Consider the following 20,674-nt stretch of genomic DNA (forward strand, 5'->3'; position numbering starts at 1 on the left):
GCGGGAGGCGCCGCGGGGCGGCCGTCAGGTCTGGCGCGACCGCGCCAGGCCGGATTCGGCCTGTTCATGGCGTTCCTGAGCCTCGATGCACAGTTCCGCGGTCGGGCGCGCCAGCAGCCGGCCCAGGCCTATGGGTTCGCCGCTGTCCCGGCACCATCCATAAGAGCCGTCCCGGATGCGTTCGAGCGCGCGGTCGATCTTGCGCAACTGCTTGAATTCCCGGTCGCGCAGCCGCAGTTCCAGGGTCAGTTCTTCTTCGATTGACGCCACATCGGCCGGGTCGGCATGGGCCTCGTCTTCCTTGAGCCGGCTTTGCGTGTCGTAGGCCGACGCCAGCAGTTCGCCCCGGGATTCGACCAGGCGGGCGTGAAAGAACTGCAATTGCCGGTCGGACATGTAATCGCTTTTGGGCGCTTTCAACAGCGCCGCCAGCGTCATCGGGCGGTCGGCGGCCGCCAGGGCGCTGGCAAATTTCGCGGATGGAATCTTCATGGCTGCTCCCGCAATGGGTTGTCGCATGTCCGCCGGCCGATGCGGTTCCCGTTCACGGGCGCAGGAACAGCGATACGTCTAAATACGGGCCGCGGTCCAGGTCGGCGGATACAGCGACCTGTTCGCCTGGTTGCGCCAGGGTGCGTTCGAGCCTGGCCGCGGTCAGCTGTTGCGCGGCGTTGGCCAGCAGCACCGGCAGCGAAGCCCAGGGCCCGCTCTGGGCGCCCGTTCCCAGGGTGTACGTCAGCGCCGGCCCGGCGCCGGCGTAGGCGCCTATGCAGATGACCCGGCCGGTTTCGCCGCGCAGCAGGAGCCGGGAATCGGCGGCATAAAGGCGGTAGACGCGCCATTGCGACTGCATGGGATTGGCGGCGCGCGACCGGGACGGGGCCGGCCGGACAGCGCCCCGTTCGGGGTCGCGGGCACGCGGCAATAGCTGCACGACGACGTTCAGCAAGCGTGCCAGGCAACGTTCCAGGACCTTCATAACCGCGACCGCCTTGATGTAACCCTGCAGAATGGGATGCATCGCCACATGCACGCTGCTGCCTAGCATACGCCTGTAAGACGGAAATAACGATGATGGGTGTGTAAAAGGGGCCTGGAAATCGGCGTCGTCCGCGTTGCTGGTCGATGGCGCGCCCGGTCAGTCGCGGTGACGCCAGCGATGCTTGTCGCCGCGATGCTTGTGGTGGCCCCGGTAGCCGGCGCGCTTGTAATAGTGGTCGCGGCCGCGGTCGCGGTCCCAGTGGCGGCGGTGGCGGCCGCGGTCGTCGTCGTCGGTGATGACGTGCCCCAGCACGCCCCCGGCGGCGGCGCCGCCCAGCGTGATCCAGGGGTCGCCGTCCGACAGCAATGCGCCGGCCACGCCGCCCAGTCCGGCGCCGATGATCGCATTGCGCCCCTGCTCGTCGGCCAGCGCCGTGGTGCTGATGCCAAATGCCAGCATGCCGGCGAGAGCGGCCTGAGTGATTCGTTTGGTGATGTTCATGTTTATTCTCCCGTGCCTGGCCGTCCCTGCGACGCAGCCAGGCAGATACGGCGGGTTGAACTGGAAATCGCCCGCCTCGCAAGCAAGTTAGCATCGGGCACCTGTGTCAGTCCGGCAGACTGGGCTACGGTGTGTATAAACTGTTTCAGTCGCTTTCTCCCCCATGGGGTGCCGAATTATTCCGATAAGTGGAATGATGAAATGACAAAACTATAGATTCCACAATTCGATAGGGCTTATTAATCTGCGGGAACGGTACGGCGCTGGTCCGTCCGCTCTCGGAGATACGTTATGAAGCTCTATCACCATTCGCTTTCCGGCCATGCGCATCGCGCCCGCCTGTTCCTGTCCCTGCTCGGGCTGCCGCACGAACTGATCGAAGTCGACCTGGCGTCCGGCGCGCACAAGACGGCCGATTTCCTGGCGCTCAATCCGTTCGGGCAGGTGCCCGTGCTGGACGACCACGGCGTGGTGGTGGCCGATTCCAATGCCATCCTGGTTTATCTCGCCAAGAAGGCCGGCCGGGCCGACTGGCTGCCCGAAGATCCGCAGGGCGCGGCCGCCGTGCAGCGCTGGCTGTCGGTCGCCGCCGGCGAGATCGCGTACGGCCCCGCCGCGGCGCGCCTGGTCACGGTGTTCGGCGCCAGATTCGACGCCGCGGAAGTGATCGCGCGGGCGCACACGATTCTGGCCAAGCTGGAGAGTCACCTGGCCGCGCGCCAATGGCTGGTCGGCAAGAGCCCGACCATCGCGGATGTGGCCATCTACAGCTACGTGGCGCGGGCGCCCGAAGGGAATGTCGACCTGGCCGGCTATGCGGCGGTCAACGCCTTCTTGCGCCGGGTCGAGGCGTTGCCGGGCTTTGTGCCTTTCATCCGCACGCCCGCCGGCCTGGCGGCCTGAAGCGGCCGCCCGGGCGCGCCCGCTTTCATCCATCGCCAAGGACACTGACATGGCCGGGAAACTGCCGAAGCTGCCCGCCTGGCACGCGGGCGAGATCTATCTCCAGGAGCGGATCGGCGTTGCCGAACGCATGCGCGCCGTCGGCCAGCGGGTCGTGCGCGACTACATGCCGGACCAGCACCGCGAGTTCTACGCGCAACTGCCGTTTATCGTGCTGGGCAGCGTCGATGGCGCAGGCGACGCGTGGGCCACGATCCTGACGGGCCGACCCGGCTTCATGGCGTCGCCGACGCCGACGAGCCTGGACATTGCCGCCCAGGCGGACCCCGCCGATCCGGCGGGCGCCGGCCTCCAGGCCGGCGCGCCCATCGGGTTGCTGGGGATCGAGATGCACACCCGGCGCCGCAACCGGATGAATGGCATCGTCAGCCCTGCCGGCGGCGGCCTGCACGTCGAGGTGGACCAGAGCTTCGGCAATTGCCCCCGCTACATCCAGCTGCGCGATTGCCGCTTCGCGCGCGAACCGGGGCAGCCACCCGCCGCGCCGCCGGAAGACCTGCCTGCATTGGACCCCGCTGCGCGCGCCATGATCGAGGGCGCCGATGCGTTCTTCGTCGCCTCGTATGCCGACCGCGCCGAGCGCCGCCAGGTCGATGTCTCGCACCGCGGCGGCAAGGCCGGCTTCGTGCGCGTGGGCGACGACGGGTTGCTGACCGTCCCGGACTTCGACGGCAACCTGTTCTTTGCCACGCTCGGCAATTTCGTGCTCAATGGCAAGGCGGGCCTCATTTTCATCGATTACGAGCGCGGCGACGTGCTGCAGATGACCGGCGACGCGACGGTCCTGCTGGATTCTCCGGAGACCGCCGCGTTCCAGGGGGCGGAGCGCCTCTGGACCTTCCGGGCGCGCCGCATCGTGCGGCGCCGCGGCGCGCTGGCGCTGCGGTGGCGGTTCCAGCCGGACGGCTGGTCGCCCAATGCGCTGATGACCGGCGATTGGGCGCAGGCGGCGAGCCGGCTGCGCGCGCGCGAACTGGCCGGGCGCTGGCGGCCTTTTACCGTCGCGCGGATCGTCGACGAGAGCGCCTCGATCCGCTCGTTCCATCTGCGGCCCGCCGATGGCCTGGGCCTGCCGGCGCACGCGGCCGGCCAGCACCTGCCGATACGCGTGACGCCGCCCGGCGCGGCCGCGCCCGCGGTGCGCAGCTATACCTTGTCGCTTGCCCCTTCCGATGATGCCTATCGCATCAGCGTCAAGCGCGCAGGGGCGATCTCGCGGCATTTGCATGAACACATCCAGGTGGGCGACATCATCGAAGCCGGCGCGCCGGCCGGCGGGTTCGTCCTGGATGCGCGCGAACGGCGCCCCGCGGTGCTGCTGGCCGGCGGCGTCGGCATTACGCCCATGCTGGCCATGCTGCGCGATATCGTGCATGAAGGGCTGCGCACCCGGCGCGTGCGCCCGGCCATCCTGTTCCAGGCTGCCCGCCACAAGGCGGACCGGGCATTCGACGCCGAACTGTCCGGGCTGGCGGCCGCGGCGCAGGGCGCGGTCAGGCTGGTGCGCGTGCTCAGCGACCCCGCCGGCGCCGAGGCCGGCCGCGATTATGACGCCGCCGGCCGCATCGATATGGCGCTGTTGACGCGATTCCTGGCGTTCGACGACTACGATTTCTATCTGTGCGGGCCGCCCGGGTTCATGCAGGCGCTGTATGACGGCCTCAGGGGTTATGGCGTCGCCGACTGCCGCATCCATGCCGAATCGTTCGGACCCGCGTCGCTGGCGCGCGATGCCGGCGGCGCGGCGGCCGCGCCCGCGCCCGCGCGCCGGCCTGCGTCCGCCGTGCCGGTATCCGTGGCGTTCCTGGAGTCGCTGAAGGAGGCGCGCTGGACGCCCGGCTCGGGCACGCTGCTCGACCTCGCGGAGGCGCGCGGGCTCGCGCCGGCGTCCGGTTGCCGCGCCGGCTCCTGCGGTACCTGCCGCACCAGGTTGCTCAAGGGAGAGGTGACCTACATCCGCGAACCCGCCGCCGCCGTGGCCGAGGGCGAGGTGCTGATCTGCTGCGCCGTGCCGGCCGAGCCAGCGGATGCGTCGGCCGAAGCCGTCCATCTTGCTCTCTGAACCCGCGGGCGCACCGTCCCTGGCGTGCCGATGACCGTAATATAGGCGGCACATCAGAATGCGGGAGACCGGGGTGGATCGCTGGCAGGCCATGCGAATTTTCGTGAAGGTGGCGGAAACGGGCAGCTTCGCCGCGTCGGCGCGCCAGCTGCATATGAGCCCGCCGGCCGTGACCCGGGCCATCGCCGCCCTGGAAGACGCGATCGGCGCGCGCTTGTTCGTGCGCACGACGCGTTCGGTCAAGCTGACGGAGCCGGGCCGGCGCTACCTGGAGGACTGCAAGCGGATCCTGGCGGACATCGTCGAGGCCGAGGCCGCGGCGGCCGGCTCGTACGCGGCGCCGTCCGGCACGCTGGCCATTACCGCGTCGGTGCTGTTCGGCCAGATGTACGTCCTGCCCATCCTGCACGAGTTCCTGAAGCGGCATCCCGCGGTGAACGGCAGGGTCCTGTTCGTGGACCGGCCGGTCAACCTGGTCGACGAGGGCATCGACGTTGCGATCCGGATCGGGCGCCTGCCGGACTCCGGGTTCGCGGCGATCCAGGTCGGTACGATGCGCCGGGTGGTGTGCGGGGCGCCCGCCTATTTCCAGCAATACGGCGTGCCCGGGACGCCGGCGGACCTGAAGGGCCACCGCATCGCGGCATCCACCGGCGCGTGGGGCTCGCCGGAATGGCGCTTCGCCGGCGACCAGCGCGTGACGATCCAGAATTGGCTGCAATCCAATAACAACGAAGTGGCCATCGCGACCGCCCTGGCCGGCCTGGCGCTGACCCGGGTGCTGCATTACCAGGTCGAGCCGGCCCTGCGCGACGGCAGGCTGCGGATCGTGCTCGCCGAGTACGAAGAACCGCCTTTGCCGATCCACGTGCTGTATCCCGAGGGGCGGCAGGCGCCGGCCAAAGTCAGGGCCTTCGTGGATCTGGCGGTTGCGATGTTGCGGGGGAAGTGAGTGGCGCGCGTTGCGGGCGGCCGCCCGGGGGCCGGCACAGGCCGGCCCCCGCGCCTGCCCCGGGCGTCAGTTCGCCTGCGACAGGTCGATGCGGTAGACCGCGCGGCCTTCGCCCGAACCGTCGTCGGCGGCCACCAGGCTGATGCCGGCCAGGCCGGCGGCCTGCGCCACGCCGAGCGAGTCCTTGCCCGACTTGAACAGCACGGCGCCGGCGACGTGCACCGGCGTGAAGCGCCAGCTGCGCGCCGAGCCATTGGCGGCGCGCGTGATCTGCGGGTGGTCCTTGATGTAGTTGATCACCACGTCGCGATTCGCGTCGGGCGAGGCATACACGATGTCGAACGCCTTGCCTTCGCCCAGGATGTAGCGCGCGCTGCTTTCGGCCCGGTAGTTGTTGGTGGCGACGATGAAGTCCAGCCCGTCCACCGGCGCGCCGCGATAGCTCAGGTGCTTGATGCGGCTGCCCGGAGCCTGGGTGACGTCGATCTCGTAGCGCAGGTCGGGCGTGGTGAACATGTCGAAGTTGTACCCGGCGAAGGCGGACTGGCCCTCGGGCACCTGGCCGGTCTTGGTGTCCTTGATCAGCCACTGGTCCTGCGTGGCCGCGGGGTCGATCCGGTTGAAGCGCAACGCGGCGTTTTCCAGCCAGAGCTTGAGTTCCGCGCCGGTGACCTTCACCGCATAGACGGTATTCGGGTACAGGTAAAGGTCGGCGGCGTGGTAGATGGCCAGCGGGCCGGCGGCAACGTCGGTGTAGTCGCCGCCGCCCTGGAAGCCGGCCTTGAAGGGCGCGCTGATCGACAGCACCGGCAGGCCGGCGTATTGCGGCAGGTTGGCCGCCACATAGTCGCCCACATAGGCTTGCTGGGCCTGGTTCACCAGCTGGATCGCGCCGGGATCGCCGACGTCGGCGAACAGCGTGCTCATGCGGAAGTCCGAGGTGCCGATGGGCGTCTTGACGTAGTCGACCGCGGCTTCGTGCTGGGTCTGCACCGACGCCGCCACGGCCGCGTCGGGCTCGACGTACCGGGTATTGCCGGCGGCATCGACGGTCTGGATGCTGCGCACTTCGGCCTGGGTCCGCGATTTGTCCACCTGCCAGGCCTTGCCATCCCAGCGCAGCGTGTAGTCGATCACGCCCAGGCCCTTGCCCCACGAGCTGGCCATGACCGCCGGCACGCCATGCACGGTGCCCGCCGCGTTGTCCACGCCGGCATAGTCGTAGGCCGGCCGGGCGCCGCGGTCCGGAAACACGCCGTGCTGGTGGCCCATGACCAGCCCGTCGACGCCGGGCACCTGCGCCACGTACAGGCCGGGGTTCTCCATGTCGGGGGAGTAGCCGGCGTCGCTCATGCCGCCGTGCAACAGCACCAGCACCAGGTCGGCGCCGGCGGCGCGCGCCTGGGCGACCTGGGCGGCCGCGGCTTCGCGGCCGCCGCTCACCGTGACCTTGCCTTCCAGGTAGCGCTTGTCCCAGTTCATGATGCCGGGCGTGGTCAGGCCGACCACGCCGATCTTGATCGGCAGGGTGACCGGGTCCCCGTCGTCCTGGGTGGCCTCGAGCTCGCGTTCGAGGATGACGTAGGGCGGCAGCAGCTCCTTGCCGCTGGCGACGCTGTGGACATTCGCCAGCGTCATCGGGAAGCCGGGGCCGGCGCACTTCAGGCCGGCGTCCACGCCTTCCACTTGCAGGCCGCCGCCGAGGATCTGATTGAGAAAGGGCAGGCCGTAGTTGAATTCATGGTTGCCCAGCGTGCCGGCGTCGTATTTCAGCACCGCCATGGCCTGGTACATGGAGGACTGGCTGGTGCACGGAATGGGCGCGACCTGGGCTTCGTAGTCGGCCAGGGCGGTGCCCTGGATGGTGTCGCCGTTGTCGACCAGCAGCGTATTGGCAAACTCCTGGCGCGCGGCCCGTATCAGCGTGGCGGTCCGCTCGAAGCCATAGCTGGGGTCGTCGGCCAGTTTGAAATAGTCATAGCTGCGCACATTGAAGTGCAGGTCGGTGGTGGCCAGCAGCGCCAGGTTGGCGGTGGCGCTTTCCTGTTGCGCGGGCGGCGGCGGCGCGCCGTTGTCGTCGTCGGAATCGTCGTCGCTATTGCTGCAGGCGGCCAGGGATCCGGCCAGGAGCAGCGCCAGCAGCATTCGCGGAATGCGTCTGCGACGGTCGAAGAACAGCGTGCGCACGGACATCGGAAACTCCTCAATTCGGTTGGGTCGGGAAGGCGTTGCCGAGTATTGGGGCCGATGCTGACGCCGTTGTGACGGCCAGATGCCAGCCAGGTGAAAGTGTGTATCAAAAAATGCGCGCGGCGGCCGGCGCCGACGGCCATTGATTGGTGCCCTTGAGGCAACACCGTGGTCCCTTGGCGGCGTCTACCGGGTTGGCCGGGCCGGACCTACGATTGGTCCGTTGCCCCAGCCAACTCAACGCTCCGGCCACCCTGGCGGGTGGCGCCAACCAACCGAGGGAACCATCATGACTCAACGCCTGAACGCAGCCGCCCAAGCCCCCGATCTGTTCAAGAAGTTCGCCGAGTTCGGCATGCTGCTCAAATCCAGGTCGATCGAGCCGTCGATCCTGCACCTGGTCGAGATCCGCGCCTCGCAGATGAACGGCTGCGGCTTTTGCGTCGATATGCACGTGAAGCAGGCCAAGATCCATGGCGAACGCGAACTGCGTTTGCACCACGTCGCCATCTGGCGCGAATCCACGCTGTTCTCGCCGCGCGAGCGCGCCGCGCTGGCGTGGACCGAGGCGCTGACGCACCTGGCGCCCCAGGGCGTGCCCGATGAGATCTACGAGCGCGTGCGCAGCCAGTTGTCCGAGCAGGAAATCACCGACCTGAGTTTCTCGATCATGTCCATCAACGCGTGGAACCGGCTCAACGTCGGGTTCCGCACCGTGCCGGGTTCGGCCGACAAGCTGTTCGGCCTGGACAAGGCCCAGCTGAGCTGAGGAGACCCATCATGAAGATCCTGGTCATCGGCGGAACCGGCCTGATCGGTTCCAAGCTCGTCGACATCCTGGTCCGGCGCGGCCACCAGGCCATTGCCGCGGCGCCCAGCACCGGCGTGAACACGCTGACGGGCGAAGGCCTGGAGGCGGCGCTGGTCGGCGTGGACGTGGTGGTGGACGTCGCCAATTCGCCTTCGTTCGAGGACAAGGCGGTGTTGGAGTTCTTCCAGACCTCGGGCCGCAATTTGCTGGCCGCCGAGGCGGCGGCCGGCGTGCGCCACCATGTGGCGCTGTCGGTGGTGGGCACGCACCGGCTGGCCGCAAGCGGCTACTTCCGCGGCAAGATCGCCCAGGAAAACCTGATCGAGGCCGCGTCGATTCCCTACACCATCGTGCACAGTACGCAGTTCTTCGAGTTCCTCGGCGGCATCGTGCAGTCGGGGGCCGCAGGCAATGTGGTGCGCCTGTCGCCGGCGTTCATGCAGCCGATCGCCTCCGATGACGTGGCCGCGGCCGTGGCGGACGCGGCGCTGGCCGCGCCGCTGAACGCCACGGTGGAGATCGCCGGCCCCGAGCGGGTGCGCCTGGCGGAGCTGGCGCAGCGCTACCTGCGTAAAATCGGCGACGCGCGCACCGTGGTGGCGGACGGCGAGGCGCGCTATTTCGGCGCCGCGCTGGACGACGACACCCTGGTGCCCGGGCCGGGCGCGCGCCTGGGCCGGATCGATTTCGATACCTGGTTCAGCCGCTCCCATCGCCAGCAAGCCGCCTGACCGCACGAGAATGCCGATGAGCAAGCCGCAAGCGCCGTCCCTGTCGCTGCTGGAAAAGTACCGGGGGGAAGACTTCCGGGCCCTGTACACCACCCGCGTCACCGTGCGGGGCGGGGAGGCCGCCCATGGCAGGGCGTCCGGCATTGCCCGCTCCGACGACGGCGCGCTGCAGGTGGACTTGCGGCTGCCGGCCGAGCTGGGCGGGCAAGGGGGCGGCACCAACCCCGAGCAACTGTTCGCGGCCGGCTACGCGGCCTGTTTCCACGGGGCGCTGAGCCTGCTGGCCGCCCAGGCGGGCCTGGCCATTCCGGATGCCGCGGTGACCGCCTGCGTCACCTTCGGGCGCGATCCGGTCGACGGGCTCTATGCCCTGACCGCCCACATCGACATCCACTTGCCGGGGCTGGACAAGCCGGTGGCCGAGGAACTGGTGCGCAATACCGAGCGCCTGTGCCCCTACGCGAAGATGGCGCGGCGCGGGATCGACAGCGTGGTGGCGCTGAGCCAATAGCGGGCCGGTCACGCCGGCCTCGGCAGCAGGCTTTGCAGGATCTGCAGGTCCTGCGCGCGGATCTGCTCGGTCATGTAGTCGATGAAGGCGCGCATGCGCGACGGCAAGTGCTGGCGGCTCAGGAAGCACAGATAATGGCCGCGGTCGTCGGGCGCGTACTGCGGCAGGCAGGCCACCAGCCGGCCCGCGCGCAGGTGCTCGCACACCTGGTAGCCGGCCATCTGGGCGATGCCATGGCCGTCCAGCACCGCCTGCAGCACCAGGTCGGCATCGTTGAAGGCCAGCATCCCCGGCGGCGTGAACTTGCGCAGGTGGCCGCCCACCTTGAATTCCCATTCGAACACCCGCCCCGACGCCAGTCGGAAGTTGACGCAGTCGTGGCTGGCCAGCTCGTCGATATCGCGCGGCAGCGGCCGCCGCGCCGCGTAGGCCGGCGACGCGCAGACCAGCATCTGCATGGGGATCAGCTGCTTGGCGATGACTTGGCTGTCTTCCATGCGCCCGTTGCGGAACGAGACATCGATGCGGTCGGTGGTGAAATCGGTGGGGGCATCGTCCAGCAGCAGGTCGACCGCGATGTCCGGATAACGGGCGCGAAAGCCATGCAGCAGCGGGGCCACTACCTTGCGGCCGAAACCGACCGTCGAACATACCCGCAGGTGGCCTGACGGGGGGCCCGCGCGCAGGTCGCGCATGGCGTCCAGGGCCTGCACAATGCGCTCCACGCCGGGGTGGCAATTCTCGTAGAAGCGTTCGCCCTCGGGGGTGAGCGAGGTGCTGCGGGTAGTCCGCACGAACAGGCGGGTGCCCAGCTGGTCTTCCAGCTTCTGCACGCTGCGGCTGACCGCCGAACGGCCGATGCCCAGCCGGTCGCCGGCCTTGGCGAAATTGCCTTCGGCCGCCACCGCGATGAAGGCGACCACGCCCGCGTAGCTGGTGGCGAAGCTGTACGCCAGGGAGTCGGCGCCGTTGGACGGCGCGGCCGGGTTGGACGGAAGGGTCGGCAGGGCGGGAGCGGAGAGTGTCGGCATGATCGCTGGAAGAATGGAAGGGTGGTCCATGTCTTCAAGACGTTCGAGCCCGCGATTTTGTGACGCAGTCTGCAAAAAAAACCGGTTTTCCGCATCGTGGAAGCCGGGACGCCGCCCGCCGGCGGCCGCGCCGCTGCGGCGCGCTTATTGCAACGGCAGCAACGCGGGCGCGCCGGCTTTCTTGACCAGCACGACCACGAACTTGGCCGGCTCGGTCTGGCTGGCGTTGCGGCCCACCGTGTGGATATCGTCCGGCCCTTCGTAGAAAGTCTGGCCCGGCTTCAGCGTGACCTCCTGGCCGCCCTTGACCTGCATCACGATGCTGCCTTCCAGCACATAGACGAAGGCGTGGGCGTCGTGCCGGTGGATGGGGTCGGCTGCGCCGGGCGGGTAGTCGACGACGAGCATGAGAGCCTCTTTGCCGGGGATGTCGGGCAGCGCCTTGGTCAGCAGCGGTGTGACGATCGGTTCGGCCGCGCCGGCCGCGTGGCCCGCGTGGCCGGCCGGCGGCGCCGCGTGCGCCGGCGCGCCGAGCAGGGCGCCGGCGGCAATGAAGGGTAATGCGATTTTCATGAGCTTCGACATGGCCTTTCCTTGGTCAGTGGGGAGACAGGCCTATCGTAGGAGCCGCGCCGGCGGTCCGGTAGATCCGCGCGCGGGATCACCGTGTTGAACGTCCGGCACCAATGCGCCGCGCGGCGGCGGGCCTAGCCGCGCGCCAAGGCGGCGGCGATGCGTTCGAGCTTGTCGGGATTGCGCTGCACCAGTACGCGGGTGATGCGCTGGCCGTCGGTATCGTAGGACTGCACCGACTCCAGGCTGCCGTTGATGAAGCGCAGCAGGGCCCATTGGCCGTTCACCTCGGCCACCTCCACGCGCACGCCGTCGCCGAAGCGCCGCGCGCCGGCATAGAACAGCTGCGCCAGGCGCTTGCCGCCCACCAGCCTGGCGAAGCTGGTGACCTTGCTGCCGCCGTCGCCGATCAGTTCGGCGTCGTCATTGAGCAGGGCGTGCAGGGTATGGAAGTCGCCCTGCTGCATGGCCTGCGCGAATGCCTGCATCAAGCGGCGGTGCGTGTCGCGCGGCACGGCGCGGCGCGGATCGGCCTGGCGCAATTGCTGCCGGGCGCGCCGCACCAGCTGGCGGCACGCCGCCATGCTCTTGCCCAGGGTCAGGGCGACGTCTTCATAGTCGGCGTCGAACACCTCGCGCATCAGGAAGGCGGCGCGCGCCTCGGGCGAGAGGCGTTCCAGCATGAACAGGAAGGCCACCGAGACATCGTCGGCGAACTCGCGGATCTGCTCGGGCGTGTCCGGCGCCGCCATCAGCATGGGTTCCGGCAGCCAGGCCCCCACGTAGTGGGCCCTTTCAGCCTTGGCCGCGCGCAGGCGGTCGAGCGCCAGGCGGGTGGTTACCGTCACCAGCCAGGCCTCGGGGTTTTCCAGCCCGGCGTGGTCGGCCTCGTGCCAGCGCAGCCAGGCATCCTGCACCACGTCCTCGGCGTCGGCCACCGTGCCCAGCATGCGGTAGGCAAGGGCGTACAGGCGCGCGCGATGCTGGTTGAACAGACGGGTGGGGTCGGTCATGGGGCGGGCCAGCGCCAGGAGGCAGGGATCGGTATTTTGCGATCCCCCCGGCGAAACGGCAAGCCGGCCCGCCAGGCCGGGCGGGCCCGCGCCCTTGCAGGAATGCCGCCCGCAACTGGTATTCTCCCCGTCATGGACCGGCCGTCATCGCTCACCTGCCTCGATACGCTGCTGCGCGGCGTCGAGCGCCGCTACCGCTTGCCGGACCTGCCTCCCGACAGCGGCGGGGGGCCGCGCGGCGACACGGCCACCGCGCTCGCGCTGGCGATCGAACGGGTCCGTCAGGAAATCGCGCGCGGCGCCATTCCGGACGCGGCCCGGCAACGCCAATTCGTCGCATTGCTGCAGCAATTGATTCGCGATGCCATGCGCGCGGAACAGGGCGACCCGGTGTTCCAGGCCATGGTGCTGCGGCATGCGGCGCCGCAGGTGCGCGAATACGCATCGCTGTCGGCCCATGCCGGGCAGTATCGCCGCGCCGTCCATGGCGCCGTCAACACCATTGCCCATCCGGCCAAGCAACAGCGCATGCCGCCGGGCCGCTTGCGCGACGCCCTGGCGCGCTTGCACGGGGCGGCGTCGGCGGCGGCCTGGACGGCGCTGGCCGACGCCGCGCACGGCATCCTGGCGATGCCGGAACTGGCCGCCGAGCCCGCCATCGCGCAGGGCCTGGAACGCCTGCTGGCCGAGCCCGCCCTGGGCCGCCTGCAGCGGCTCGACGCCTTGGCGTCCGATGCGCTGGCGCGGCAATACCAATCCCTGTGGGACCGCAACGGCCCGCGCCCGGGCAGCGATACGGCTGCCATGCAGGGCTCGGCCTCGCGGCGGCGCGGCGCCGCGGTCGAGGCGCTGGCCGCGCGCGCCCTCGAGGCGGTGGCCCGGCGGCTCGACGGCCTGGACGGCACCGGGCGGCCCTACCGGGTGGTGACGTCGATGCGCGTCCCGGCGGCAATACCGGGCGAGGCGGCGCGCGCCAAGACCGAATGGGACGCCGTCCTGCTGCGGCGGGCCGGCGCCGATGACGCCGGGGCGGCGTGGGACGTCTGCCTGTTGGTGGAGGCCAAGGCCTCGGCGGACGCTGCCGGCACCGACCTGCCGCGCCTGTTGCGCGGCCTGCGTTTGCTGGCGCACGCGGCGCCAGAGACGGTTTATTCCTTCGAAACGCGCCAGGGCGTGGTGCGCCTGCGCGGCGCTTCGCTGGCCGGGCTGCCGGACGACGCGGCCGGCCTGGCGGCAACGGTGCTGTATTGCTGCGACGCGCCGGTCGAAGCGGCGCCGCGACTGCTCAGCGCCGCCAGCCGCATGCAGCTGTTGTCCGCGCCGGCCAGCCTGGCGTTCGCCAGCGGCCTGGCGGCTGGACGGCAGGGCGACGAGGCCGAGCTGGAGCCGGTCTGGACCGACTTGCTGCAATCGCCCCGGTGGCGGGCGGTGCTGCATCAATACCCGGCGCTGCGCCAGGCGCGGGAATTGATGGTGCATCCGGACGATTTGTTCGCTGCAGCCGGCCGCGCCTGACGGGCAGTTCTCGGCTTGGCGGTAGGGCGCCGGCATGGTCGGCGAACGCTTGGGGTGGTACTGTCCAGAGAGCTGGGACACAGTGTCTTGGCTGCGGGTAACTCATGCTTCATCTGCTCTGGCGGTTCAGCATGTGAAGCAACCGGTTTTTATCCTCGTTCAGGACATCTTCAACCGTCGATACGGATCGTCGTTGCGCGCGCAATTCAAAGGCCTTCGGGCTGAAAATGTCTTCCAGGCTGTCCATGCGCTTGCCGCCTACTCTGTTGCCCAACCACTCTGCGATGTCGTGGTCGAAGAAGGGGAATGACTGCATTGTGGGCCGATGGACGGCCAGGGCCCTGAGCTGGGTGGTGCGCAGCATATCTACCACGTCGCCGTCGAATGTGAGCAGTTCGGCCAGGTAGAAATCAAAATTGGGTTCCTTATGAGGATTGACGGCACACAGTTGGTCGAGAGCCCGGGGAATGTAGAGATCCCAGGCACAGTTTCGCAGGAGGGCCAACGGATCGGGGTGGTTTTGTAGGGAATTGAGTTTGTGCACAATCCGCGCCTGCGTGTTGCGGGCAAGGATGTCTCCGCAGACGATGAGTTCGCGCAGTGCTATGGTGGAAAGCGCTTCGTGCATGAAGGTGATAAGTTCCGCGAGCTTGTGCTGCGGAGATTTCCTGGACCCGAGAACCAATAATTGGGTACGCACCAACATTGCCTCCATCATGTTCACTTGTTGGTTGATTCCCTGCGCTAAGCCACTGTCCAGATCTTGCTGAAAATCGTCCAGGATTGCGGTCGCCATGAATTCCGCCTGATCGCGGAATCGGTTGCGATAGCGTTGGCCCCATTCAACGGTCAAGGGGCCACCGGTGGCATTTAACGCGTGGACCGCCGCGATGGTTTGTGTGCAACTTTTGATTGTTGCCTCGGTCCAGTTGCGTTGCGACTCCCAGAGGTAGAGTGTGAAGTTCAGATGTCCCAGGCGCTCGCCGAGTTTGTTGATCCAATCTGCCCCTTCCCGCGCTCGTTGGCTTACGTTCGCTTGATATGCGATCGCCCGGATATAGCTGGCTGCATTGGAATCGATGAACACGGCGGAGCCGCTGCGAATTGGGACAGAGGCGGACTTGCCTTGTGCGACGAACGGCGCGTCCATAATCCACAATGAGCGTCCGCGGAACACGGAACCGATGAATCCGGATTCGCCAAGGGGGAGATTGAGTAGCTTGATTGACCCAACGTCCGACATGTCGGCAAAAATAATCTGCCAGTCTGCAAGCTCGTCGATACTGCGCTCGAAACACTGGTGCGCTTCAAGCGCGTTGGCTGCGGAGCAAACTTCGCGTGCTGCCATCTGGGCAACGACATGAGGTACAGCGGACATGGAGAGCCAGGGAGATCGGGACAATGATTGCCAGATCTTACCCAAACCTTCAATCACGATACCGCTTGATTAAATAGCGATCTTGTCGCTTTTCGCGCTGCGGCGTCTGGCGTCACTTCTTCAACACCAGCACCTCGCTGCAGCCGTCCTGCACCGTGTCGCCGTGCTGGTTCACCAGCCTGAGCCGCCGATCCACCGCGCCGACGCGCGCGCTGGCGCCGGGCTTGACGGCCAGGATCTCCAGTACCAGGTGCAGCGTGTCGCCCACGAAGATGGGCTTCTCGAATTTCCATTCGCGCAGCGACAGCATCGCCACCACCGAGCGATGAAAGATGCCCAGTTCGTGCATCATGCCGGTGGCGATCGCGATGCCCAGCGCGCCATGCACCAGACGCTGCCCATACTTGGTGCCTGCCGCGTATACCTGGTCGGCATGGATCGGATTCCAGTCGCCCGACAGCATCGAGAACATCGTCAGGTCGGCCTCGGTAATGGTGCGGGCGCCGCTTTCGAACGCCTGGCCGGCGTGGAAGTCTTCGAAGTACAGGGAATGGGAGCTCATCACGGTTCGGGCGGGGCGGGCCGGGCGTCAGGCCGGCGTTTCCTGTTGCAGGCGTTCCTCGGCCATCTGGCGCAGGCGCGCCCGCTGGATCTTGAAGCCGTTGGCGCTGGCGGCGGTGGGGAACTCGTCCACCAGCCACAGGCGGGCCGGCACCTTGAAGGGCGCCAGCGCGGCGCGCAGCGGCGCCAGCAGCGCCTCGGGCGTCGCGCCGGGCTCGGCGATGACGAAGGCCGCCGCGCGCGGCTGGCCGTCCAGCTCGATGCCGACCACCTGGGCGTTGCGCACGCCGGGTTGCCGGGCCAGGGCGTGCTCGATCTCGGCCGGGTCGACCAGGTAGCCGCCCAGCCGCAGCGCGTCGCCCATGCGGGCCAGGTAGACGAAACTGCCGTCCGGGCGCAAATAGCCCAGGTCGCCGGTGCGGAAGTAGCCATCGGGCGTCATGGCCTGCGCGGTGGCATCGGGGTTGTCGAGGTAGCCGATGAAGTTGCCCGGTGCGCGGATCTCGATCTCGCCCTGTTCGCCGGGCCGGCATGGCGCGCCGCTGGCGGGGTCGCGCACCCGCACTTGCGCCGCTGCGCCGGCCGCCGGGCAGCCACCGCCGAGGGCGCGCTCGGCCACCGGCAACCCGGCGGCCTGCAGCGCGAACAGCGCCTGCACTTCGCTGGAACCGTACAGGCCGCGCAGCGGCAGGCCGCGTTGTTGCAGGCGCTCGACCAGCTCCACCGCGCCCGGGCTGAACGTGGCGAAGCCGAACACCCGGGCATCCGGGAACGGCCGCGCGCCGGGCGCCTCGTCGGCAATGCGGCGCAGCATCTCGTCGCTGCCGAACAGGTGCGTGATGCGCTCCTCGCGCAACAGCCGGGCGGCCCGTGGCGCATCGAACAGGTCCATCATGACGATCGGCGCGCCGGCCTCGAGAGCGGCCAGCGCGCCGTTCAGGCCGAACACGCCGCACAGCGGCAGGGCGGCCAGCAGCCGCGCATCCGGCTCGCGCAAGCCGTAGGAGGCGGCTACACAACGGGTGTGCGCAGCCAGCGTGGCGGCGCTGTGCATGACCAGCTTGGGTCCCTTGGTGGTGCCCGAGGTGGTGAACAGGATGACTTCGCGCGCCGGGTCGGCGGCGTCGGCCGGCGTCGCGGCGGCCACGGCCGGGTCATCGAGGTCGAACGCCACGGTGCGGCGCCCGCAGATGGGGGCGGGCGCGGCGCTGCCCGGGTCGACCAGGGCGATGCATTCCAGGTCGGGCAGGGCGGCCGGGTCCACCCCGGCCAGCACGGCGGGGAAGTCGATCTTGCGGAATGATGGCTGCATCAGCAGCATGCGGGCGCGCGAGCGCGCCAGGATGTATTCCAGCTCGGCGCTGCGGTAGCGGGTGTTGATGGCCACCAGCGTGGCGCCGCGCTGCGCCAGGCCGAACAGCAGGGCCAGCCATTCGCGCCGGTTGGCCAGCCAGACCGCGACCTTGTCGCCCGGCCCGATGCCCTGGGCGGCCAGCCATTGCCCCGCGCGCTGGCACAAGTGGTGGAAGTCGCGATAAGTCAGCGCGCCGGCTTCGTCGATCAGCGCGGTGTCCCCGGGCCGCGCCCGCAGGTGCGCGGCGTACAGGTCCGCCAGGCGCGCGGGCGCCGGCGCGGCGGTTTCAGGCATCAGTACAGCTCCATCAGGTCGGTATTGTCGGCAAAGTCGGCTGGCACGCCGGCGCGGATCAGCGCGCCGGACTTCATCACGATGACGCGGTCGGCGATCTTCAAGGCCTCGCGCACGTTCTGCTCCACAATCAGGATGGACATGCCGCGTTCCTGCTGCAGCGCGCGCACCGGGCCCATCAGGTCCTGGAACAGCTTGGGCGCCAGGCCGATCGAGGGTTCGTCCAGCAGCAGGCAGCGCGGCTGGCTGAGCAGGGCGCGGCCGAGCGACACCATCTGCTGCTGGCCGCCCGACAGGGTGCCGGCGCGCTGGCCGTAGAACTTGCGCAGGGCCGGCAGCACCTCCATCACCCAGTCCAGCCGCGCCGCGTGCTCATGCTTGGGCACGCCGGCCGACCACAGGCCCAGCCGCATGGTCTCGGCCACGGTCAGGCCCGGGAAGATGCCGCGCCCTTCGGGCACCATCGAAATGCCGGCGGCGGCCAGGCGCCGCGGATCGGGCCGCGCCACTTCGACGCCGTCGAGCAGCACGCTGCCGGCCTGCGGGACGAGCAGGCCGAACAGGGCCTTCAGCAAGGTCGATTTGCCGGCGCCGTTGTGGCCGATCAGGCACAGCACTTCGTTGGCGTCGAGGCGGACGTCCAGGCCGTCGAGCACCGGCCGGCCGCCATAGCCGGCGCGCAGGCCGCGCGCTTCCAGGACAGCGGGTGCGGCGGGGCTCATGCGCGTTCTCCGAAGTAAATGGCGGCCAGCTGCGGGTCCTTCAGGATCGCCGCCGGGTCGCCGCAGGCCAGCAGCCGGCCCTGGTCGAGGAACGCCAGGCGGTCCGACAGTTGCGTGACCAGGTCCAGGTTGTGCTCGATGATGCAGATAGTGATGCCGCGCGCCGCGTAGTCGCGCAGCAGCGCCACGAAGCGCGCGAACGAGCGCGGGTCCAGGCCCGAGGCCGGTTCGTCGAGCAGCCACAGCGAGGCATCGCCAGCCATGATGCGGGCCAGGCTCAGGAACTTGCGTTCGGCATAGGCCAGGTCGGCGGCGCGCTCGTGGCGCTTGTCCCACAGCCCGGTTTCGCGCAGCACCGCCTCGATGCGGGCGCAGTCGGCGCGCGGCTGCCACAGCCAGCTGCCGCGCTCGATCACGGTGGTGACGTTCTCCAGCACGCTCATGTGCGTGAACAGGCGCAGGTCCTGGAAGGTGCGGCCGACGCCGCGGCGCGCGATCTGCCAGGGCGCCATGCCGGCCAGCGGCTGGCCGTGCAGGTACACCGCGCCCGCCGTCGGCGCCAGGTGGCCGGTGATCATGTTGAACAGGGTGGTCTTGCCGGCGCCGTTGGGGCCGACCAGGGTGGTGATCTGGCCGGCCGGCAAATCCAGCGAGACGTCGCTGATGGCCTGCAGGCCGCCGAAGCGCTTGGACAGCCCCGACAGGCGCAGCAGCACGGCGGAAGCGTCGGCGGCCGCCTTCATGCGCCGTCTCCCTTGCGGCGGCCGCCCACCAGGCCGCCCGGCCGGTACATCATCAGCAGCACCATGATGGCGCCGTAGACGATCTGCTGCACGGTGCCCAGCTCGGCGGGCGGCAGGAAGGGCAGGTAGGTCAGCGCGGCCGGCAGCAGCATCAGCAGCGCCGCCCCGATGAGCGGGCCGAACACCGTGCCGGTGCCGCCGATGATGACCATGGCCATCAGCAGGATGGAGGTTTCCAGCATGAAGCCTTCGACGTTGACGAAGCTCATGTAGAAGGCATAGATGGCGCCGGCCACCGCCGCCAGGCCGGCCGACACGGCGACCGACAGGGTCTTGATGGCGGCCACCCATTTGCCGGCCGCCTGGGCGGCCGATTCGCTGTCGCGGATGGCCATCAGGCTGCGTCCGAAGCTGCCGCGCAGCAGCGCCGTGGTGATGAGCAGCACGGCGGCCAGGCCGGCCGCCGCCAGCGCCAGGAACTCGGCCGGGGTGGCCAGGGCGTGGCCGAAGATCGTCGGCGGCGGGATGCCCACCAGCCCGCCCAGGCCGCCGGTGACGCCCTTCCATTCGGAGAACACGGTGACGCCGATCACCTGCAGGCCCAGCGACGCCGCCACGAAGTATTCGCCGCGCACCCGCAGCGCCGGCAGCGCCAGCGCCATGGACAGCACGGCCGACACCAGCACCGCGCCGCCGATGCACAGCAGCAGCGAGTCGCTGAAGTGCATGGCGATGTTGGCCGCGGTATAGGCGCCGACGCCGAAGAAGATGGCGTGGGCCAGCGAGAAAATGCCCGCGTACCCCATGATGAAATTGAGCGTCACCGCCAGCATGGCGTTGATGCAGAACAGCACGGCAATGTTTTGCAGGTAGGCCAGCATGCGTTGCCTCTGTCGGATGGCTACGAGGCCACGGCGCGGCCGAACACGCCGCCGGGCCGGAACAGGATGAACAGGAACAGCACTACGAAGGTGACCGCTTCGCTCCATTGCGGGTCGATCCAGGCCAGTGAGAGGTTCTCCGCCATGCCCAGCAGCAGCCCGGCCACGGCCGCGCCGCGCAGGCTGCCCACGCCGCCGACGATGGTGGCGGCGATGCTGATCAGCATGACGTGATGGCCCATGGCCGGGTTCAGCCCGGACGTGGCCGCGGTCAGGATCGCCGCCGGCACCGCCAGCAGCGAGCCGATCAGGAACACATACTGCGACAGCCGCCGCGGGGTCAGCCCGTAAACGCGCACCAGCTCCGGGTTCTCGCCCAGCGCGCGCAGGGCCAGGCCCAGGTTGGTGCGCGTCAGCAGCCATTGCAGCGCGCCGAACGCCAGCAGCGCGCACAGCACCGCCACCGCCGCCATCGGCGCCACGTACAGGCCGGGCAGCAGTTCCACGCTTTTGCTCAGCGGCGTGGGCACCGTGACCAGGCCGCGGCCGAAACCGATGGTGATCAGGTTCTGCACCACGATGGCCAGCCCGAACGAGGCGACGAACACGGTGAAGAACGCGCCTTCGTGGCGCTGGATGGCGGCGTATACGTAGCGGTCGACCAGCACGCCGAACAGGGCGGCGGCCGCGGCCGCGCCCAGCGCGGCCAGCGGCCAGGCCCAGCCCAATGCGGTGTACAGCTCGTAGAACACGAAGCCGGCCAGGGTGAACGCGGCGCCGTGGGCCACGTGGAAGACGCGGGTCGTGCCGAAGATCAGCGAGAAACCCGCCGCGATCAGGGCATACAGGGCGCCGGTCTGGATACCGTTGATGAACAGCTGGACGAACAGCATGGCGGCTGCGGGC

General features: G+C 69.0%; 21 protein-coding genes. 7 read left to right on the forward strand and 14 right to left on the reverse strand.

Annotated elements, in window-relative coordinates; translation table 11 throughout:
- Nucleotides 1–24: 24 nt before the first annotated feature.
- The 3 genes from dksA to CAL24_RS03935 form a co-directional block, all read right to left on the reverse strand.
- A complete protein-coding gene (gene dksA / locus CAL24_RS03925; protein WP_170947021.1) occupies nucleotides 25–492 on the reverse strand; it encodes an RNA polymerase-binding protein DksA in 468 nt (155 codons plus the stop codon).
- 52 nt (nucleotides 493–544) lie between these two features.
- Nucleotides 545–1,027: a hypothetical protein gene (locus CAL24_RS03930; RefSeq protein ID WP_141218044.1), complete on the reverse strand. Its 483-nt coding sequence runs from the start codon at nucleotides 1,025–1,027 to the stop codon at nucleotides 545–547.
- 111 nt (nucleotides 1,028–1,138) lie between these two features.
- Nucleotides 1,139–1,483 carry a glycine zipper 2TM domain-containing protein gene (locus CAL24_RS03935; protein WP_028356725.1) on the reverse strand — a complete coding sequence of 115 codons (345 nt, stop codon included), beginning with the start codon at nucleotides 1,481–1,483 and terminating at the stop codon, nucleotides 1,139–1,141.
- A gap of 291 nt (nucleotides 1,484–1,774) precedes the next feature.
- On the opposite strand from CAL24_RS03935, the gene CAL24_RS03940 reads away from it, so the two are divergent.
- From CAL24_RS03940 to CAL24_RS03950, 3 genes are all read left to right on the forward strand, one after another.
- Nucleotides 1,775–2,386 carry a glutathione S-transferase family protein gene (locus tag CAL24_RS03940; protein ID WP_094805773.1) on the forward strand — a complete coding sequence of 204 codons (612 nt, stop codon included), beginning with the start codon at nucleotides 1,775–1,777 and terminating at the stop codon, nucleotides 2,384–2,386.
- 49 nt (nucleotides 2,387–2,435) lie between these two features.
- Complete coding sequence (locus CAL24_RS03945; protein ID WP_094805774.1) at nucleotides 2,436–4,508, forward strand: pyridoxamine 5'-phosphate oxidase family protein; 2,073 nt, start codon at nucleotides 2,436–2,438, stop codon at nucleotides 4,506–4,508.
- Nucleotides 4,509–4,581: 73 nt separating this feature from the next.
- On the forward strand, nucleotides 4,582–5,460 hold the full coding sequence (locus tag CAL24_RS03950; RefSeq protein ID WP_094805775.1) for a LysR family transcriptional regulator: 879 nt from the start codon (nucleotides 4,582–4,584) through the stop codon (nucleotides 5,458–5,460).
- A gap of 66 nt (nucleotides 5,461–5,526) precedes the next feature.
- Here the strand turns inward: CAL24_RS03950 and CAL24_RS03955 are convergent, their stop codons facing one another.
- On the reverse strand, nucleotides 5,527–7,653 hold the full coding sequence (locus tag CAL24_RS03955) for a bifunctional 2',3'-cyclic-nucleotide 2'-phosphodiesterase/3'-nucleotidase (protein WP_094805776.1): 2,127 nt from the start codon (nucleotides 7,651–7,653) through the stop codon (nucleotides 5,527–5,529).
- Between the two features lie 286 nt (nucleotides 7,654–7,939).
- Here CAL24_RS03955 and CAL24_RS03960 point away from each other — a divergent pair, with 286 nt between their 5' ends.
- The 3 genes from CAL24_RS03960 to CAL24_RS03970 are packed head-to-tail and all read left to right on the forward strand — an operon-like array spanning nucleotide 7,940 to nucleotide 9,703.
- Nucleotides 7,940–8,419, forward strand: a complete 480-nt coding sequence (locus tag CAL24_RS03960) for a carboxymuconolactone decarboxylase family protein (protein ID WP_094805777.1) — start codon at nucleotides 7,940–7,942, stop codon at nucleotides 8,417–8,419.
- A gap of 11 nt (nucleotides 8,420–8,430) precedes the next feature.
- Nucleotides 8,431–9,192 (forward strand): SDR family oxidoreductase, encoded by a 762-nt coding sequence (locus CAL24_RS03965; protein ID WP_094805778.1) that lies wholly within the window; start codon nucleotides 8,431–8,433, stop codon nucleotides 9,190–9,192.
- 10 nt (nucleotides 9,193–9,202) lie between these two features.
- Entirely contained in the window at nucleotides 9,203–9,703 is a 501-nt protein-coding gene (locus tag CAL24_RS03970) for an Ohr family peroxiredoxin (RefSeq protein ID WP_419670725.1), read from the forward strand.
- Nucleotides 9,704–9,711: 8 nt separating this feature from the next.
- On the opposite strand, the gene CAL24_RS03975 is transcribed toward CAL24_RS03970, so the two are convergent.
- The 3 genes from CAL24_RS03975 to CAL24_RS03985 form a co-directional block, all read right to left on the reverse strand.
- Nucleotides 9,712–10,734, reverse strand: coding sequence for a LysR family transcriptional regulator (locus CAL24_RS03975; protein WP_028356717.1), 1,023 nt, complete (start codon nucleotides 10,732–10,734; stop codon nucleotides 9,712–9,714).
- Nucleotides 10,735–10,878: 144 nt separating this feature from the next.
- Nucleotides 10,879–11,319, reverse strand: coding sequence for a cupin domain-containing protein (locus CAL24_RS03980; RefSeq protein WP_028356716.1), 441 nt, complete (start codon nucleotides 11,317–11,319; stop codon nucleotides 10,879–10,881).
- 122 nt (nucleotides 11,320–11,441) lie between these two features.
- The gene (locus CAL24_RS03985) at nucleotides 11,442–12,320 is read right to left on the reverse strand and encodes an RNA polymerase sigma-70 factor (protein ID WP_028356715.1); all 879 of its coding nucleotides are present in this window, start codon (nucleotides 12,318–12,320) and stop codon (nucleotides 11,442–11,444) included.
- A 132-nt stretch (nucleotides 12,321–12,452) separates the two neighbouring features.
- On the opposite strand from CAL24_RS03985, the gene CAL24_RS03990 reads away from it, so the two are divergent.
- The gene (locus CAL24_RS03990) at nucleotides 12,453–13,835 is read left to right on the forward strand and encodes a 3-deoxy-D-arabino-heptulosonate 7-phosphate synthase (RefSeq protein ID WP_094805779.1); all 1,383 of its coding nucleotides are present in this window, start codon (nucleotides 12,453–12,455) and stop codon (nucleotides 13,833–13,835) included.
- 109 nt (nucleotides 13,836–13,944) lie between these two features.
- On the opposite strand, the gene CAL24_RS23960 is transcribed toward CAL24_RS03990, so the two are convergent.
- From CAL24_RS23960 to CAL24_RS04025, 7 genes are all read right to left on the reverse strand, one after another.
- Nucleotides 13,945–15,213: a hypothetical protein gene (locus tag CAL24_RS23960; protein ID WP_141218045.1), complete on the reverse strand. Its 1,269-nt coding sequence runs from the start codon at nucleotides 15,211–15,213 to the stop codon at nucleotides 13,945–13,947.
- A gap of 112 nt (nucleotides 15,214–15,325) precedes the next feature.
- The gene (locus CAL24_RS04000) at nucleotides 15,326–15,775 is read right to left on the reverse strand and encodes a MaoC/PaaZ C-terminal domain-containing protein (protein WP_094805781.1); all 450 of its coding nucleotides are present in this window, start codon (nucleotides 15,773–15,775) and stop codon (nucleotides 15,326–15,328) included.
- Nucleotides 15,776–15,802: 27 nt separating this feature from the next.
- Complete coding sequence (locus tag CAL24_RS04005; protein WP_094805782.1) at nucleotides 15,803–17,422, reverse strand: AMP-binding protein; 1,620 nt, start codon at nucleotides 17,420–17,422, stop codon at nucleotides 15,803–15,805.
- Nucleotides 17,422–18,144, reverse strand: a complete 723-nt coding sequence (locus CAL24_RS04010; protein ID WP_028356711.1) for an ABC transporter ATP-binding protein — start codon at nucleotides 18,142–18,144, stop codon at nucleotides 17,422–17,424. The genes CAL24_RS04005 and CAL24_RS04010 overlap by 1 nt, the downstream gene beginning before the upstream one ends.
- Entirely contained in the window at nucleotides 18,141–18,887 is a 747-nt protein-coding gene (locus tag CAL24_RS04015) for an ABC transporter ATP-binding protein (RefSeq protein WP_094805783.1), read from the reverse strand. Before CAL24_RS04015 ends, CAL24_RS04010 begins: the two co-directional genes overlap by 4 nt.
- Complete coding sequence (locus tag CAL24_RS04020; RefSeq protein WP_028356709.1) at nucleotides 18,884–19,768, reverse strand: branched-chain amino acid ABC transporter permease; 885 nt, start codon at nucleotides 19,766–19,768, stop codon at nucleotides 18,884–18,886. Before CAL24_RS04020 ends, CAL24_RS04015 begins: the two co-directional genes overlap by 4 nt.
- A gap of 20 nt (nucleotides 19,769–19,788) precedes the next feature.
- On the reverse strand, nucleotides 19,789–20,661 hold the full coding sequence (locus CAL24_RS04025; RefSeq protein ID WP_028356708.1) for a branched-chain amino acid ABC transporter permease: 873 nt from the start codon (nucleotides 20,659–20,661) through the stop codon (nucleotides 19,789–19,791).
- Nucleotides 20,662–20,674: the final 13 nt, after the last annotated feature.

The sequence above is a fragment of the Bordetella genomosp. 2 genome (assembly GCF_002261345.1).
GTDB lineage: Bacteria > Pseudomonadota > Gammaproteobacteria > Burkholderiales > Burkholderiaceae_B > Bordetella_A.